Annotated in this window: 13 protein-coding genes; 9 read left to right on the top strand and 4 right to left on the bottom strand. The window is 60.9% G+C overall.

Annotation, left to right across the window (positions count from 1 at the left end):
• Nucleotides 1-140: 140 nt before the first annotated feature.
• The 9 genes from ACI77H_RS12160 to pcaC all read left to right on the top strand — a co-directional run bounded on the left by ACI77H_RS12160 (nucleotide 141) and on the right by pcaC (nucleotide 8,412).
• Entirely contained in the window at nucleotides 141-998 is an 858-nt protein-coding gene (locus tag ACI77H_RS12160; RefSeq protein WP_059407998.1) for a CoA transferase subunit A, read from the top strand.
• A complete protein-coding gene (locus ACI77H_RS12155) occupies nucleotides 998-1,777 on the top strand; it encodes a CoA-transferase subunit beta (RefSeq protein ID WP_150630975.1) in 780 nt (259 codons plus the stop codon). The genes ACI77H_RS12160 and ACI77H_RS12155 overlap by 1 nt, the downstream gene beginning before the upstream one ends.
• Nucleotides 1,774-2,979, top strand: a complete 1,206-nt coding sequence (gene pcaF, locus ACI77H_RS12150) for a 3-oxoadipyl-CoA thiolase (RefSeq protein WP_207286332.1) — start codon at nucleotides 1,774-1,776, stop codon at nucleotides 2,977-2,979. The genes ACI77H_RS12155 and pcaF overlap by 4 nt, the downstream gene beginning before the upstream one ends.
• Before the next feature lie 36 nt (nucleotides 2,980-3,015).
• A complete protein-coding gene (gene pcaH / locus ACI77H_RS12145; RefSeq protein WP_407012126.1) occupies nucleotides 3,016-3,720 on the top strand; it encodes a protocatechuate 3,4-dioxygenase subunit beta in 705 nt (234 codons plus the stop codon).
• 1 nt (nucleotide 3,721) lies between these two features.
• Nucleotides 3,722-4,288 (top strand): protocatechuate 3,4-dioxygenase subunit alpha, encoded by a 567-nt coding sequence (gene pcaG / locus ACI77H_RS12140; protein WP_407012125.1) that lies wholly within the window; start codon nucleotides 3,722-3,724, stop codon nucleotides 4,286-4,288.
• A 203-nt stretch (nucleotides 4,289-4,491) separates the two neighbouring features.
• Nucleotides 4,492-5,796: an MFS family transporter gene (locus ACI77H_RS12135; protein ID WP_407012124.1), complete on the top strand. Its 1,305-nt coding sequence runs from the start codon at nucleotides 4,492-4,494 to the stop codon at nucleotides 5,794-5,796.
• A gap of 45 nt (nucleotides 5,797-5,841) precedes the next feature.
• Nucleotides 5,842-7,206, top strand: a complete 1,365-nt coding sequence (locus ACI77H_RS12130; RefSeq protein WP_407012123.1) for a 3-carboxy-cis,cis-muconate cycloisomerase — start codon at nucleotides 5,842-5,844, stop codon at nucleotides 7,204-7,206.
• An 11-nt stretch (nucleotides 7,207-7,217) separates the two neighbouring features.
• Nucleotides 7,218-8,009, top strand: a complete 792-nt coding sequence (pcaD, locus tag ACI77H_RS12125; RefSeq protein WP_407012122.1) for a 3-oxoadipate enol-lactonase — start codon at nucleotides 7,218-7,220, stop codon at nucleotides 8,007-8,009.
• 10 nt (nucleotides 8,010-8,019) lie between these two features.
• Complete coding sequence (gene pcaC, locus ACI77H_RS12120; RefSeq protein WP_407012121.1) at nucleotides 8,020-8,412, top strand: 4-carboxymuconolactone decarboxylase; 393 nt, start codon at nucleotides 8,020-8,022, stop codon at nucleotides 8,410-8,412.
• Nucleotides 8,413-8,551: 139 nt separating this feature from the next.
• Here the strand turns inward: pcaC and ACI77H_RS12115 are convergent, their stop codons facing one another.
• From ACI77H_RS12115 to emhA, 4 genes are all read right to left on the bottom strand, one after another.
• A complete protein-coding gene (locus ACI77H_RS12115; protein WP_407012120.1) occupies nucleotides 8,552-9,805 on the bottom strand; it encodes an OprD family porin in 1,254 nt (417 codons plus the stop codon).
• Nucleotides 9,806-10,237: 432 nt separating this feature from the next.
• Entirely contained in the window at nucleotides 10,238-11,698 is a 1,461-nt protein-coding gene (gene emhC, locus ACI77H_RS12110) for an efflux RND transporter outer membrane subunit EmhC (RefSeq protein WP_407012119.1), read from the bottom strand.
• The gene (gene emhB / locus ACI77H_RS12105; protein WP_407012118.1) at nucleotides 11,695-14,859 is read right to left on the bottom strand and encodes an efflux RND transporter permease subunit EmhB; all 3,165 of its coding nucleotides are present in this window, start codon (nucleotides 14,857-14,859) and stop codon (nucleotides 11,695-11,697) included. Before emhB ends, emhC begins: the two co-directional genes overlap by 4 nt.
• 3 nt (nucleotides 14,860-14,862) lie before the next feature.
• On the bottom strand, nucleotides 14,863-16,020 hold the full coding sequence (emhA, locus tag ACI77H_RS12100; protein WP_407012117.1) for an efflux RND transporter periplasmic adaptor subunit EmhA: 1,158 nt from the start codon (nucleotides 16,018-16,020) through the stop codon (nucleotides 14,863-14,865).
• Nucleotides 16,021-16,244 lie beyond the last annotated feature (224 nt).

The raw sequence follows: 16,244 nt of genomic DNA, 5'->3' as shown, positions 1-16,244 counted from the left end.
ACAATCTGTTCGATAAACGAACGCTTAGTCGATTATCGGATTGTTTGGGTTTTTTATGGGGCTTACTCTCTAGTCATCCGGCGCGCGCATCGCGCCTTTTTCTACCACTGTCGGTTCATAACAAAACGGGAGCCTGCCCCATGGCTGAAATCCTTTCGCTGCACGACGCGGTGAAGCAATTCGTTAACGACGGCGATACCGTTGCGCTCGAAGGCTTCACTCACCTGATCCCTACGGCGGCGGGTCACGAAATCATTCGTCAGGGCAAGAAAGATCTGACGCTGGTACGGATGACACCTGACCTGATCTACGACCAGTTGATCGGCGCCGGTTGTGCTCGCAAGCTGATTTTCTCCTGGGGCGGCAACCCGGGCGTCGGCTCTCTGCACCGTCTGCGTGATGCGGTCGAGAAGCAGTGGCCGCACGCGCTGGAAATCGAAGAACACAGCCACGCCGACCTGGCGAATGCCTACGTCGCTGGCGCCTCCGGCCTGCCGTTCGCCGTGCTGCGTGCCTACGCCGGGTCCGACCTGCCGAAGGTCAACCCGCTGATCAAAACCGTCACTTGCCCGTTCACCGGCGAAGTCCTCGCGGCGGTGCCTTCGGTGCGTCCGGACATCACCGTGATTCACGCGCAGAAAGCCGACCGTAAAGGCAACGTGCTGCTCTGGGGCATTCTCGGCGTGCAGAAAGAAGCCGCACTGGCTGCCAAGCGTTGCATTGTCACCGTCGAAGAAATCGTCGACGACCTCAACGCACCGATGAACTCCTGCGTGCTGCCGACCTGGGCCTTGAGCGCGGTTTGCCACGTCCCTGGCGGCGCGCATCCGTCCTACGCCCACGGTTACAACGAACGCGATAACCGTTTCTACCAAGCCTGGGACCCGATTGCCCGCGACCGTGACACCTTCACCGCGTGGATCAACGAATACATCCATGGCTGCGCTGACTTCAGCGAGTTCCAGGCCAAGCTGGCCGCTGCATCGGAGGCGAAGTAATGACTTACACCACCAATGAAATGATGACCGTCGCCGCCGCCCGTCGCTTGAAGAACGGTTCGGTGTGCTTTGTCGGTATCGGCCTGCCTTCGAAAGCGGCCAACCTGGCGCGTCTGACTTCTTCGCCGGATGTAGTACTTATCTACGAATCGGGTCCGATCGGTGCCAAGCCGAGTGTACTGCCGCTGTCGATCGGTGACGGTGAGCTGGCGGAAACCGCTGACACCGTCGTCCCGACCGGTGAGATTTTTCGCTACTGGTTGCAGGGCGGGCGCATCGACGTTGGTTTTCTCGGCGCCGCGCAAGTTGACCGCTTCGGCAACATCAACACCACGGTGGTCGGCGATTATCACGCACCGAAAGTCCGTCTGCCGGGCGCCGGTGGCGCGCCAGAGATTGCCGGTTCGGCCAAAAGCGTCTTGATCATTCTTAAACAGTCGGCACGTTCCTTCGTCGACAAACTCGACTTCATCACCTCGGTCGGTCATGGCGAGGGCGGTGATTCGCGCAAACGTCTGGGGCTGCCGGGCGCCGGTCCGGTCGGCATCATCACCGACCTTTGCATCATGGAACCGGAAGCGGGTACCCATGAATTCGTGGTCACGGCGTTGCACCCTGGCGTGACCCGCGAGCAAGTGGTTGCGGCCACCGGTTGGGCGATTCGTTTCGCCGACACCGTTGAACACACCGCCGAGCCGACCGAGGTCGAACTGAAAGCGCTCAGGGATCTGGAAGCCCGCACCGCCGCCGCCCACGGCCAAGCACCCGGAGAAGCGTGATGCGTGACGTTTATATCTGCGACGCGATTCGCACCCCCATCGGCCGTTTCGGCGGCGGCCTGTCGGCGGTTCGCGCCGACGACCTGGCCGCCGTGCCGATCAAGGCATTGATGGAACGCAACCCGTCGGTGGACTGGAACGCTGTGGACGAGGTGTTCCTCGGCTGCGCCAACCAGGCCGGTGAAGACAACCGCAACGTGGCGCGCATGGCGTTGTTGCTGGCGGGGTTGCCGGAAACCATTCCGGGCGTGACGCTGAATCGCCTCTGCGCTTCCGGCATGGATGCCATCGGCACCGCGTTCCGCGCCATCGCCAGTGGCGAAATGGAGCTGGCGATTGCTGGCGGCGTCGAGTCGATGTCCCGCGCACCGTTCGTGATGGGCAAGGCCGATGCTGCGTTTTCGCGCAACATGAAACTCGAAGACACCACCATCGGCTGGCGTTTCATCAACCCGTTGATGAAGGCCCAGTACGGCGTCGATGCGATGCCGCAGACCGCCGACAATGTGGCCGACGATTACGAAGTGTCTCGCGAGGATCAGGACGCGTTCGCCCTGCGCAGCCAGCAGCGCACTGCCGCTGCGCAAGCCGCAGGATTTTTCGCGGAAGAAATCGTTGAAGTGCGGATTGCCCACAAGAAGGGTGAAACCGTAGTCAGCCAGGACGAACATCCTCGCGCCGACACCACGCTGGAAACCCTGGCCAAATTGAAACCGGTCAACGGTCCCGACAAAACCGTCACTGCCGGCAATGCGTCGGGGGTGAACGACGGTGCGGCCGCTCTGATTCTGGCGTCGGCCGAAGCGGTGAAGAAACACGGTTTGACGGCTCGCGCCAAAGTGCTGGGCATGTCCAGCGCCGGTGTCGCACCGCGTGTCATGGGCATTGGCCCGGTCCCGGCGGTGCGCAAACTGACCGAACGCCTCGGATTGGCGGTCAGCGATTTCGACGTGATCGAACTCAACGAAGCCTTCGCCAGCCAGGGCTTGGCGGTGTTGCGAGAACTGGGCCTGGCGGACGACGCGGCGCAGGTCAACCCGAACGGTGGTGCCATTGCCTTGGGCCATCCGTTGGGCATGAGCGGTGCACGCCTGGTGTTGACCGCGTTGCATCAGCTGGAAAAAACCGGTGGCAAGAAAGGTTTGGCGACCATGTGCGTCGGCGTCGGTCAGGGTCTGGCCTTGGCGATCGAACGCGTCTGACGCGCAGCAGTGACAATAAGAACAGAGGAATGCGAAATGACTGACAAGCCTGGTTACCGTCGCCCACAGGAAGGCACCCAGCCGGACTACCTGCACCCGACTTATCAATCTACCAACCTGCGCTCGCCGTCCAAGCCGTTGGTGTTTCTGCCCCATTCGCTGTCGGAAATTACTGGCCCTACGGTCGGTGCCGAGCGCATCAACGAGAAGGACAATGACCTGACCGCCCAGCACACGGGCGAGCCATTGGGCGAACGCATCATCATTCACGGCCGCGTACTGGATGAAAACGGTCGGCCGGTGCCGGGGATTCTGCTGGAGATCTGGCAGGCCAACGCCGCCGGGCGCTACAACCATGCCCGCGATTTGCACGACGCGCCGCTGGACCCGAACTTCACCGGCACCGGCCGCACCGTGACTGATGCCGATGGCTGGTATCAATTCCAGACCATCAAGCCCGGTGCGTACCCGTGGGGCAACCACCACAACGCCTGGCGTCCGGCGCACATCCATTTTTCGCTGTTTGGGCCGAGCATCCTGACGCGCCTTGTCACGCAGATGTATTTCCCCGGCGACCCGTTGCTGGCGTACGACCCGATCTACAACTGCGTGCCCGATACCCGCGCCAAAGAACGCTTGATCGCCAGTTTCGACCTGGAAAAAACCATCCCTTCCTATGCCCTGGGTTATCGCTGGGACATCGTCTTGCGCGGCCGCGATGCCACGCCGATGGAGAAATAAGATGACGCTGACTGCGACTACGTCCCACACCGTCGGGCCGTATTACCACATCGGCCTGACCTGGCTGAACCGCGAAAACCTCACCGTCGAACAAACCCTCGGCGAGCGTGTAGCGATCACCGGGCAAGTCGTCGATGGCAACGGCGACATCGTCAACGACGCGATGCTGGAAGTCTGGCAGGCCAACGCCGCCGGCAAGTACGACCACCCTGAAGACGATCAGGACAAACCCCTGGACCCGAACTTCGAAGGCTTTGGCCGGGTGCCGGTGGATGCCGAAGGACGCTTCCGGTTCACCACGATCAAGCCGGGTACGGTGGAAGGCCTGAAAGGTTCGACCCAGGCACCGCACCTGGTGGTGCTGGTGTTTGCGCGCGGGTTGGTGAAGCACTTGCTGACGCGGATTTACTTTGATGGCGAGCCGGCGAACGTCCACGATCCATTGCTCGAATGCGTGCCGGCCGAGCGGCGCACGACGCTGCTGGCCAAGCCGGATGCGTCCGGCGTTTATCAATGGAACGTGATCCTGCAGGGCACCGATGCGGAGACGGTGTTTTTCGACTATTGAGAACACCGTAACCCTGTGTAGGAGCCGGCTTGCCGGCGATGGTCGTTAACGATGACGCGTATTGATTGGTTAACCGTGTCGCTCTTGCGTCCATCGCTGGCAAGCCAGCTCCTACAAGGGATCTGCGTTGCTTGGGCATCTGCGGAACGGGACTGTTGCGAAGTGTGTCTAGACTCTCACTGTCCCCATCGAGTGAAAAAACAATGACAACGATCCCCGCTTCAACAGAGCACTACACCGGTGAAGAGCGCAGTAAACGGATCTTCGCGATTGTCGGCGCCTCGTCCGGCAACCTCGTCGAATGGTTCGACTTCTACGTCTACGCCTTTTGCGCGATCTATTTCGCCCCGGCCTTTTTTCCGTCCGATAACCCGACGGTGCAGTTGGTCAACACCGCGGGCGTGTTCGCCGCCGGGTTCCTGATGCGACCGATTGGCGGCTGGATTTTCGGCCGTGTCGCGGACAAGCACGGGCGCAAGAATTCGATGCTGATTTCGATTCTGATGATGTGCTTCGGCTCATTGCTCATCGCGTGCCTGCCGACCTACAAGGACATCGGCGTCTGGGCGCCGATCATGTTGCTGTTTGCGCGCTTGCTTCAGGGCTTGTCGGTGGGCGGCGAGTACGGCACCACCGCCACCTACATGAGCGAAGTCGCCCTCAAGGGCCAGCGCGGTTTCTTCGCCTCGTTCCAGTACGTGACGCTGATTGGCGGGCAACTGCTGGCGGTGTCGCTGGTGGTGATCCTGCAACAGTTCCTCACCGAAGATGACCTGCGTGCCTACGGCTGGCGGATCCCGTTTGTGGTCGGCGCGGTGGCCGCATTGATTTCGTTGTTCCTGCGTCGCTCGCTGAAAGAAACCAGCAGCAAGGAAATGCGCGATAACAAGGACGCCGGCAGCATCCGCGCGTTGTTCCGCGACCATAAAGCCGCCTTCATTACGGTGCTCGGTTACACCGCCGGTGGCTCGCTGATTTTCTACACCTTCACCACGTACATGCAGAAATACCTGGTGAACACTGCCGGCATGCACGCCAAGACCGCCAGTTACATCATGACCGGCGCGCTGTTCCTTTATATGTGCATGCAGCCGCTGTTCGGCATGCTCGCCGACAAGATTGGCCGACGGAGCTCAATGCTGTGGTTCGGTGCTTTGGGTACGCTGTTCACCGTGCCGATTCTGTTGAGCCTGAAAAGCGTCAGCAGTCCGTTCCTGGCGTTTGTGCTGATCACGGTGGCGCTGGCGATTGTCAGTTTCTACACCTCGATCAGCGGCCTGGTAAAAGCCGAAATGTTCCCGCCGGAAGTGCGTGCCTTGGGCGTTGGCCTGGCGTATGCGGTGGCGAATGCGATCTTCGGCGGATCGGCGGAATACGTCGCGCTGAGCCTCAAAGCCGTGGGCATGGAAAACTCCTTCTACTGGTACGTCACGGTGATGATGGCGGTGGCATTCCTGTTCAGCCTGCGCCTGCCGAAACAGGCGAAATACCTGCACCACGACCTTTGATCCATCCGTGTGGGCCGCACCGGCCCACGCTTTCAAGGACTGTTTATGAACCAGCGACCGGGCAATCAATTGTTCGATGCCTATTTCACTGCCCGCGACATGCGTGAGGTGTTCTGCGATCAGGGTCGGGTTCAGGCCATGCTCGATTTCGAAGCGGCGCTGGCCCGCGCCGAGGCACATGTCGGGTTGATTCCGCAGGCCGCGGTGGCACCGATCGAAGCAGCTTGCCGCGCCGAACATTACGATTTCGCCGCCCTGGGCGAGGCGATTGCCACGGCCGGCAACTCGGCGATTCCACTGGTGAAAGCGTTGGGGAAACAGATCGCGACCACCGCTGCCGAAGCCGAGCGCTTTGTGCATCTGGGCGCCACCAGCCAGGACGTGATGGACACCGGTCTGGTGCTGCAACTGCGCCGGGCGCTGGAATTGATCGAAGCCGATCTGGCGCAACTGGGCGCAACCCTTTCAACTCAAGCCAAGCGTTATGCCGCCACACCGCTGGCCGGTCGCACCTGGTTGCAGCACGCAACGCCGGTCACCTTGGGCATGAAGATTGCCGGTTGGCTGGGCGCCATCACCCGCAGCCGGCAACGTCTGCAAGAACTCAAGCCGCGTCTGCTGGTGCTGCAATTCGGCGGCGCCTCCGGGACCCTCGCGGCCCTCGGTGCACAGGCGCTGCCGATTGCCGACGCGCTGGCCGCGCAGTTGCAGCTGACATTGCCCGACCAACCGTGGCACACCCAGCGTGATCGCCTGGTGGAATTCGCTTCGGTGCTGGGATTGATCGCCGGCAGCCTCGGCAAACTCGGTCGCGACATCAGCCTGCTGATGCAGACCGAAGCGGGCGAAGTGTTCGAACCCTCGGCACCGGGCAAGGGCGGTTCCTCGACCATGCCGCACAAACGCAACCCGGTGGGCGCCGCGGTGCTGATTGGCGCTGCAACGCGAGTCCCCGGTTTGCTCTCGACGCTGTTCAGCGCCATGCCGCAAGAGCACGAGCGCAGTCTGGGCCTGTGGCACGCCGAGTGGGAAACCTTGCCGGAGATTTGCTGCCTGGTGTCCGGCAGCCTCAAACAAGCGTTGCTGGTGGCGGACGGACTGGAAGTGGATGCCGAACGCATGGCCCGCAACCTTGATCTGACCCAGGGCCTGGTGCTGGCCGAAGCGGTGAGCATCGTCCTCGCCCAGCGGGTCGGCCGTGACACGGCGCATCATTTACTGGAGCAGTGCTGCAAGCGCGCTATCGCTGAGCAGCGGCATTTGCGCGCGGTGCTGGGCGACGAGCCGCACGTGACTGCCGAACTCTCGGCGGCTGAACTCGATCATCTGCTGGACCCCGCACACTACCTCGGTCAGGCCCAAACGTGGGTCGAGCGAGCGGTGGCTGAACATTCTGCGTTGACTGCCTGAAGGAGATTGCTGTGGCTTTCGTACAACTCGCCGAGGGCGAACTGCATTACCAACTCGATGGGCCGGCCAATGCGCCGGTGCTGGTGCTGTCCAACTCGCTGGGCACCGACCTGCAGATGTGGGACGCGCAAATTGCCGCGTTCTCCAAGCATTTCCGGGTGCTGCGTTTTGACACGCGCGGGCACGGCAAATCGCTGGTCACGCCGGGGCCGTACAGCATCGAGCAACTGGGCCATGACGTGCTTGCGTTGCTGGATGCGTTGCACATCGATAACGCGCATTTCTGCGGTTTGTCGATGGGTGGCTTGATTGGCCAGTGGCTGGGCATCAATGCTGGTGATCGATTGAACAAACTGGTGGTGTGCAACACCGCGGCGAAAATTGGCGACCCGTCGATCTGGAATCCGCGCATCGAAACCGTGCTGCGTGACGGCGCGGCGGCCATGGTTGCCCTGCGTGATGCGTCGATTGCACGCTGGTTTACCGCTGATTTTGCCCAAGCCAATCCGGCTGCGGCGAAGCAGATTACCGACATGCTCGCGGCCACGTCGCCGCAAGGCTATGCGGCCAATTGCGCCGCTGTGCGCGATGCCGATTTCCGCGATCAGTTGTCCTCGATCAAGGTGCCGTTGCTGGTCATCGCCGGCACCGAAGACGCGGTCACGCCGCCGTCCGGTGGGCACTTCATCCAGGAGCAGGTGCAGGGTGCCGAGTACGCCGAGTTCTACGCGGCGCACTTGTCCAACGTGCAGGCCGGCGATGCGTTCAGCGATCGCGTTCTTGCTTTTCTGCTGGGCCATTGAGGGGAACTCCGTGGACGAGAAACAACGTTACGACGAGGGCCTGAACGTCCGTCGCGCAGTCCTCGGCGACGCCCATGTCGACCGTAGCCTGAACGCGTTGACCGAGTTCAATTCGGAGTTTCAGGAGATGATCACCCGCCACGCGTGGGGTGACATCTGGACCCGCCCGGGCCTGCCGCGCCATACCCGTAGCCTGATCACCATCGCCATGCTGATCGGCATGAACCGCGAGGGCGAACTCAAATTGCACCTGCGCGCCGCCGCCAACAACGGCGTAACCCGCGGCGAGATCAAGGAAGTGATCATGCAAAGCGCGATCTACTGCGGCATCCCGGCGGCGAATGCAACGCTCCACCTCGCCGAATCGGTTTGGGATGAGTTGGGGGTTGAGTCGAGGGAGTGATTCCTTGCGATGGGCGGTGTTTGATCTGACGCTATCGCGGGCAAGCCCGCTCTCACAAGGTTTTGTGTCATGCCCGGATGTCGGAGCACACCTACAAAACCTGTGGGAGCGGGCTTGCCCGCGATGGCGATGGTGAGGTTTACAAAAGGCTGATCGGATAGCTGACGATCAACCGGTTCTCGTCGAACTCGTTGTTGCTGTAGTCGCGGCGCATGGTCGAGTTGCGCCATTTGACGTTCAGGTCCTTCAGCGCGCCGCTCTGCACGGTGTAGCCCAGTTCACTTTCGCGGCCCCATTCCTTGCCGTCGGTGACGGTGCCGGTGTGTACGTTTTCGCCGCTGATGTAGCGGTTCATCAGGGTCAGGCCCGGTACGCCGAGTGCAACAAAGTTGTAGTCGTGGCGCAGTTGCCAGGATTTTTCCTGCGCGTTGTCATAGCTGGAGTTGTAGCTGTCGTTGGCCAGCGTGCCACCACTGGTGCCGTTGACCCGCATCCAGGCGTTGTTGCCAGTGAGTTTTTGCAGGCCGACGTAGAAGGTGTTGCCGCCGTACTTGGCCGAGAACATCCCCGACCAGGTCTTGTTGTCCAGATCGCCAGCGCGGGCGCTGCCGTCTTCCTTGCCGTAGAAAAATCCGAGGTTGGCGCCCAGGGTCCAGTCGCCAATGGGCTGGCTGTGGGTCAGGTTGACGTATTGCTGGCTGTAGATGTCCTTGAGTTCGGCGTTCCACAGGCCGATCTGGGTGCGCTTCTCGTTGAACAGATATTCGCCACCCTGGAAGTTGAAGCGGTCCGAGGTGAAGGCCGCTTTGCCAGTCATCGACAGGTCGCTCATGCTGCTGTCGTCACGCGGGCTGTTCTGGCGGAACTGGCCGCCGTAGAGCGTCAGGCCGTTGATTTCCTTTGAGGTGATCTGGCCGCCACGGAAGGTTTGTGGCAGTGAGCGCCCATCGTCCGAACGCAGGATCGGCAGCACCGGCATCCATTCGCCGACCTTCACTTCGGTCTGTGACAACTTCGCCTTGAACGCCACGTTGGTGCGACCGAAGTTGTCCGCCGGACGGCCGTCGTGGTCCAGCGGCAGCAGCTGCGTACCGCCGGTGCCTTTACCGCCGTCGAGTTTCACCGAGTACAGCCCCAGCACATCCATGCCGAAGCCGACGGTGCCTTGGGTGAACCCGGATTTAGCGTCGAGGATGAAGCTTTGCGTCCACTCTTCAGCCTTGCCCTGCGCCTTGGTCGGGTTGGTGAAGTTGCGATTGAGGTAGAAGTTGCGCAGGTTCAGGTTGACCTTGGCACCCTCGACAAAACCCGACTCTTCGGCCGTCGCGGGCAGGGCGGCGCCGGCCATTGCGAGGTCAATCAGGCTGGGAACAAAGTAAGTGGAAGGCGTCATGGGCTCGGTCTCTCTGATTCTTGGAGATGAAACGGGGTGATGCCGCAACCGTCGGGTTGCAGACAAAAAGTTTCGAATTCAAATGAAGCGGGGTGAGATCAGCCGGACAGGGCAGGGCGCGGGGGCATGGTGTCGAACCTGTTGTTATTGGTTTTGTGTGGCGAATGGTGCGGGGAATTAACTGGGTGGTTCAATTGGAAAAAGCGGGTTTTGGGCGATTATCGAACGTAGATTGGTCCAGGGTTTGTGTCGTTTGAGCTGGCCCCTTCGCGAGCAAGCCCGCTCCCACATTTGACTGAGTTCCTTCAGAAAGAATGCGGTCGAATGTGGGAGCGGGCTTGCTCTCGAAGAGGCCAGAGCAGTCAATGCACCTTTCCCTGCAGCCAACAAAAAGCCCACCAAACGGTGGGCTTCGTGTTTACAGCCGTTCGATCAGAACAATTTCAGCTTCGGCGCTTCTTCTTTCAGCGGCTCGACTTTCGCGGTCTGCTCATTCCAGCCACCGCCCAGTGCCTTGTACAGATTCACGGCACTGGCCAGCTGCGCCAGGCGATCGGTGATCAGCGCCTGTTGCGCACTGAACAGCTGACGCTGGGCATCGAGGAAGGTCAGGTTGCTGTCGACGCCAATGCGATAACGACGCTCGGCCAGACGGTAGTAGTCCTGGTTGGCGGTGACGAAATCACGCTGGGCCTGCAATTGCTCGGTGTAGGTCTGGCGGGCAGCCAGGCCATCGGCGACTTCCTGAAAGGCCGTTTGAATGGACTTCTCGTAGTTCGCCACGCCGATGTCTTTCTGGATTTTCGAGTAATCCAGGCTGGCGCGCAGGCTGCCGGCGTTGAAGATCGGCAGGTTGATTTGCGGTTGGAACAACCACGTGCCGGAACCACCTTTGAACAGACCGGACAGGTCCGGGCTCAACGTGCCGGCATTGGCGGTGAGGCTGATGCTCGGGAAGAACGCTGCCCGTGCCGCGCCGATGTTGGCGTTGGCCGCTTTCAGGTTGTATTCGGCCTGCAGGATGTCCGGACGACGTTGCAGCAAGTCCGACGGCAAGCCGGGCGGTACGTCGCTCAGCAGGTCGTCAGCCAGTGGCTTCGCTTCACGCAGATTGGCCGGGATGCCGGTGCCGAGCAGCAGCACCAGGCTGTTTTCATCCTGGGCAACCTGGCGGGTGTAACGGGCCAGTTGCGCACGGGCGTTTTCCACCGAGGTCCGCGACTGCGCCAGATCCAGCGCCGAAGCGACGCCGACTTCGTTGCTGCGCGCGGTGAGCTTGTAGCTCTCCTCGAATGCACCCAGGGTGTCCTGAGTCAGCTTGCGCAGCTCTTTGTCAGCCTGCCAGGTCAGGTAGGCATTCGCCACGCTGGCCACCAGGCTGATTTGCGTGCTGCGACGGCCTTCTTCAGTGGCGAAGTATTTCTGCAGCGCTTCTTCGCTCAGGCTGCGAACCCGACCGAACAGGTCGAGTTCATAAGCGCTGATGCCGACGGTGGCGGAGTAGGAACTGGTGATCCCCGCCTGACCGGTCTGCGATGCATCTGCCGGAACGCGCTGACGGCTGCCGGTGCCATTGGCTGAGACGGCCGGGAACAGATCCGCACGCTGGATGCGGTACTGCGCCGCGAATGCGTCGATGTTCAGCGCCGCGACACGCAGGTCGCGGTTGTTTTCCAGGGACACCTGGATCAGCTGTTGCAACGCCGGATCATGGAAAAACTGCTTCCAGCCCTGTTCGGCGGCGGCCTGGTTCGGCGCCTGGGCGGGTGAATACGCCGGGCCTTGCGGGTACTGGGCGGCCACGGGGGCTTCAGGCTGCTGATAATCGGGTATCAGCGAGCAGCCGCTCAGGACGAAGGCCGCGACGGCGATGGAGAGTAGCGACTTGCTCATTGGCCAGCCTCTTTAGAAGGTTCGATAGCGTCGTCCTGATCGGCTTTTTTGCGCTGACCAATCGACGACACGGTGACAAAGAACAGTGGGACCCAGAAGATCGCCAGGACCGTGGCCGTGATCATACCGCCAATAACGCCGGTACCGATCGCGTGTTGGCTGCCTGAACCGGCGCCCGTGGAAATCGCCAGCGGCACCACGCCGAGGACGAAAGCGAGGGAGGTCATGATGATCGGTCGCAAACGCATGCGGCAGGCTTCAATCGCCGCGTCGCGCAGGCTGCGCCCTTGCTCATGCAGTTCCTTGGCGAATTCGACGATCAGGATGGCGTTTTTCGCCGCCAGACCGATGGTCGTCAACAGGCCCACCTGGAAGTAAACGTCGTTCGACAGGCCGCGCAGACTGGTGGCCAGCAGTGCACCGATGATCCCCAACGGCACCACCAACATCACCGCGATTGGAATCGACCAGCTTTCGTACAGCGCTGCCAGACACAGGAACACCATCAGCAGCGACAAGGCGTACAGCGCTGGCGCTTGCGAGCCGGACAGCCGTTCCTCGTACGACAGACCGGTCCAGGAAATACCGACACCGGCCGGCAGTTTCTTGGCCAGGGCTTCGACTTCCGCCATGGCTTCACCGGTGGAGTAGCCCGGAGCCGGGGCGCCGAGGATTTCCATCGCTTCTACGCCGTTGTAACGCGAAAGCTTCGGCGCACCGTAGATCCACTGACCCTTGGCGAAGGCGGAGAAGGGCACCATGGTGCCTGCGCTGTTACGCACATACCATTTCTTGATGTCTTCCGGACTCATCCGCGCCCCGGGTTGACCCTGTACGTAAACTTTCTTCACCCGACCACGGTCGATGAAGTCGTTGACGTAGCTACTGCCCAAGGCAATCGACAGGGTGCTGTTGATGTCGGAGAGGGTAATGCCCAGCGCGCTGGCCTTCTCGTCGTCGATTTCCAGCTGATATTGCGGCTCGTCGTTCAGGCCGTTCGGACGCACCTGCGACAGCACTTTGCTCTGCGCTGCCATGCCGAGGAACTGGTTGCGCGCTGCCATCAGTTTTTCGTGACCGATACCGGCACGGTCCTGGAGGAATACGTCGAAGCCCGTGGCGTTGCCCAGCTCCAGTACCGCAGGTGGCGCGAAGGCGAACACCATGGCATCGCGGAACGAGAAGAAGTGCTTTTGGGCCCGGGCGGCCAGGTTGAATACGCTGTTATCGGCGTTACGCTGGTCCCAGGGTTTAAGCATGATAAAGGCCATGCCCGAACTCTGGCCGCGACCGGCGAAGTTGAAGCCGTTCACGGTAAACACCGAGGCCACCGCATCGCCTTCACCGCCGTCCTTGGTCGGACGCAGCAGGAATTCGCGCATTTCGTCGATCACTACCTGCGTGCGCTCGGCGCTGGAGCCGGCTGGGGTCTGCACCTGGGCAAACAGCACGCCCTGGTCTTCTTCCGGAAGAAACGCCGTTGGAATGCGGGTGAACAGCCAGATCATGCCGACAACAATGATCACGTACGCCAGCAGGTACGGCGCCTTGTGCGTCAGCATGTTGCCCACGCCACGCTCGTAGCTTTTGACACCACGGTCAAAGCTGCGGTTGAACCAGCCGAAGAAGCCGCGTTTCGGTGTGCCGTGCTCGCCTTTCGGAATCGCCTTGAGCATGGTGGCGCATAGGGCCGGGGTGAAGATCAGGGCGACCAGTACCGACAGGGCCATGGCCGACACGATGGTGATCGAGAACTGCTTGTAGATCACGCCCGTGGAACCGCTGAAGAACGCCATCGGCAGCAATACCGCCGACAGCACCAGGGCGATACCGACCAATGCACCCTGGATCTGCCCCATGGATTTCTTGGTGGCCTCCTTGGGTGACAGTCCTTCTTCGCTCATGACCCGTTCGACGTTTTCCACCACGACGATGGCATCGTCCACCAGCAAGCCGATGGCCAGCACCATGCCGAACATGGTCAGGGTGTTGATGCTGAAACCGAACGCCGCGAGGATGCCGAAGGTACCCAGCAATACCACCGGCACGGTCATCGTGGTGATGACGGTAGCGCGGAAGTTTTGCAGGAACAGGAACATCACCAGGAACACCAGCACGATCGCTTCGACCAGGGTTTCAACCACGCCCTTGATCGACTCGGTCACCACCGGGGTGGTGTCGTACGGGAACACCACTTCCATCCCCTGCGGGAAGAATGGCTTAAGCGTGTTGATGGTGTTGCGCAGCGCTTTCGCGGTGTCGAGGGCGTTGGCACCGTTGGCCAGTTTCACCGCCAGACCGGAAGCCGGTGCACCGTTGAACTGAGCGTTGATGCTGTAGTTTTCACCGCCCAGACCCACATCGGCGACATCGGACAGGCGCACTTGCGAGCCGTCCTTGTTGACCTTGAGCAGGATCTTGTTGAACTGCTCGGCGGTCTGCAGACGGGTCTTGCCGATGATCGTGGCGTTCAACTGCTGGCCGGGCGCGGCAGGCAGGCCACCCAGTTGACCGGAGGACACCTGGATGTTCTGCGCCGCGATGGCGGCCTTGACGTCCACTGGCGTCAGGTTGAAGTTGTTCAGCTTGGCCGGGTCGAGCCAGACACGCATCGCGTACTGGGAACCGAAGACCTGGAAGTCACCGACACCGGCGGTCCGCGAGATCGGGTCCTGCATGTTTGACACGATGTAGTTGGACAGGTCGTCCTTGGTCATGCTGCCGTCGCGCGACACCACGCCGATCACCAACAGGAAGTTCTTCACTGCCTTGGTCACGCGGATCCCCTGTTGCTGCACTTCTTGCGGCAGCAGCGGGGTGGCCAGGTTCAGTTTGTTCTGGACCTGAACCTGCGCGGTATCGGAGTTGGTGCCCTGCTCGAAGGTCGCGGTAATGGTCATGCTGCCGTCGGAGTTACTTTCCGAGGAGACATAACGCAGGTTATCGATACCGTTGAGCTGTTGCTCGATCACTTGCACCACGGTGTCCTGCACGGTTTGTGCGGACGCGCCTGGGTAGGTCACAGAGATGGCGATCGCCGGAGGCGCAATACTCGGGTACTGGTTGATCGGCAATTTGAGGATCGATAGAGCCCCGACCAGCATGATCACCAAGGCTATTACCCAGGCGAAAATCGGACGGTCGATAAAAAATTTCGACATGGTTTACTCCCCTTTGCCGCTGGAAGCCTTGTCAGCTGCCTGTGCGGGGGCCGGGTTCTTTGCGCCAACGTTAGTCGCTTCACTGGCCTTGACTTCAATGCCAGGTTTGACGAATTGCAGCCCTTCGGTGATCAGACGATCACCGGCTTTCAGGCCGTCCTCGATCAGCCATTGGCTGCCGACTGTGCGGCTGGCCTTGAGCTGACGCAGTTCGACCTTGTTGTCCGCACCGACGACCAGCGCGGTCGGGGTGCCTTTGAGGTCGCGGGTCACGCCTTGTTGCGGCGCCAGGATTGCAGCGGCGTTGACGCCAGCCTGCAGCTGGGCGTGCACGAACATGCCTGGCAACAGGGTGTGATCAGGGTTCGGGAACACCGCACGCAATGTCACGGAACCGGTGGTCTGGTCAACCGAGACTTCGGAGAATTCGAGCTTGCCGTCCAGTTTGTACTGGCTGCCGTCTTCGAGGGTCAGCTTGACGGTGGCCGAGTTGTCGCCAGCCTTTTGCAGACGACCGCTTTCCAGTTCACGACGCAGTTCAAGCAGCTCAACCGAGGACTGGGTGACATCGACGTAGATCGGATCGAGTTGCTGGATTACCGCCATGGCGTCCGCCTGACCGCTGGTGACCAGAGCGCCTTCGGTCACGTTGGAGCGACCGATGCGACCGGACAGTGGCGCGTACACTTTGGTATAGCGCACATTGATCTGAGCGGTTTGCAGCGTGGCTTCCGATTGCAAGCGGTTGGCCAGGGCCGTGTCGTATTCCTGGCGACTCACGGCCTGTTCATTGACCAGTTGCTTGTAGCGATCGGAGATCGATTTGGTCTGTTGCAGGTTGGCTTCGGCGCTTTTCAGCGTGGCTTCATAAACCGCCGGATCGATCTGATACAGCTGCTGACCGGCCTTGACGTCGCCGCCTTCCTTGAACAGACGCTTGAGAATGATGCCGTTGACCTGCGGGCGAACTTCGGCAATGCGGTAGGCGCTGGTGCGACCCGGCAGCTCGGACGTCAGGGTAAAGGCTTGAGGTTGCAGGGTTACAACGCCGACCTGAGGAGGTGGCGCGGCCGGTGCCGCTTCTTCCTTTTTGCATCCGCTGAGCAGCGATGCCAAGGCGACGGCAGTGACCAGAGCGGTAACAGCTGGCTTGAATTGCATGAAAATCCTCGGGTCAGGCGCGCAAATTGCGCACAAGAAATGTGGAAGGGTAAAAAATGTGCGCTGAGTGGATAAGTAGCTTGCTAAGGAATATACTTACGTTCATGGTTGTTTGTAAATACCTTGGCTGCGTACCCATACCGTTACAAAGCCGTTCAAAGGTTCGAATTGTAGGCCGGGGACGACACCCAAGAGTGTTCGCCCCATTTTTATTCAGCGGCTGT

Origin of the sequence: Pseudomonas sp. O230 (assembly GCF_045447035.1) — a bacterium.
In the GTDB taxonomy this organism is placed as follows: Bacteria; Pseudomonadota; Gammaproteobacteria; order Pseudomonadales; family Pseudomonadaceae; genus Aquipseudomonas.
This window is presented reverse-complemented; position numbering and strand designations above follow the sequence as displayed.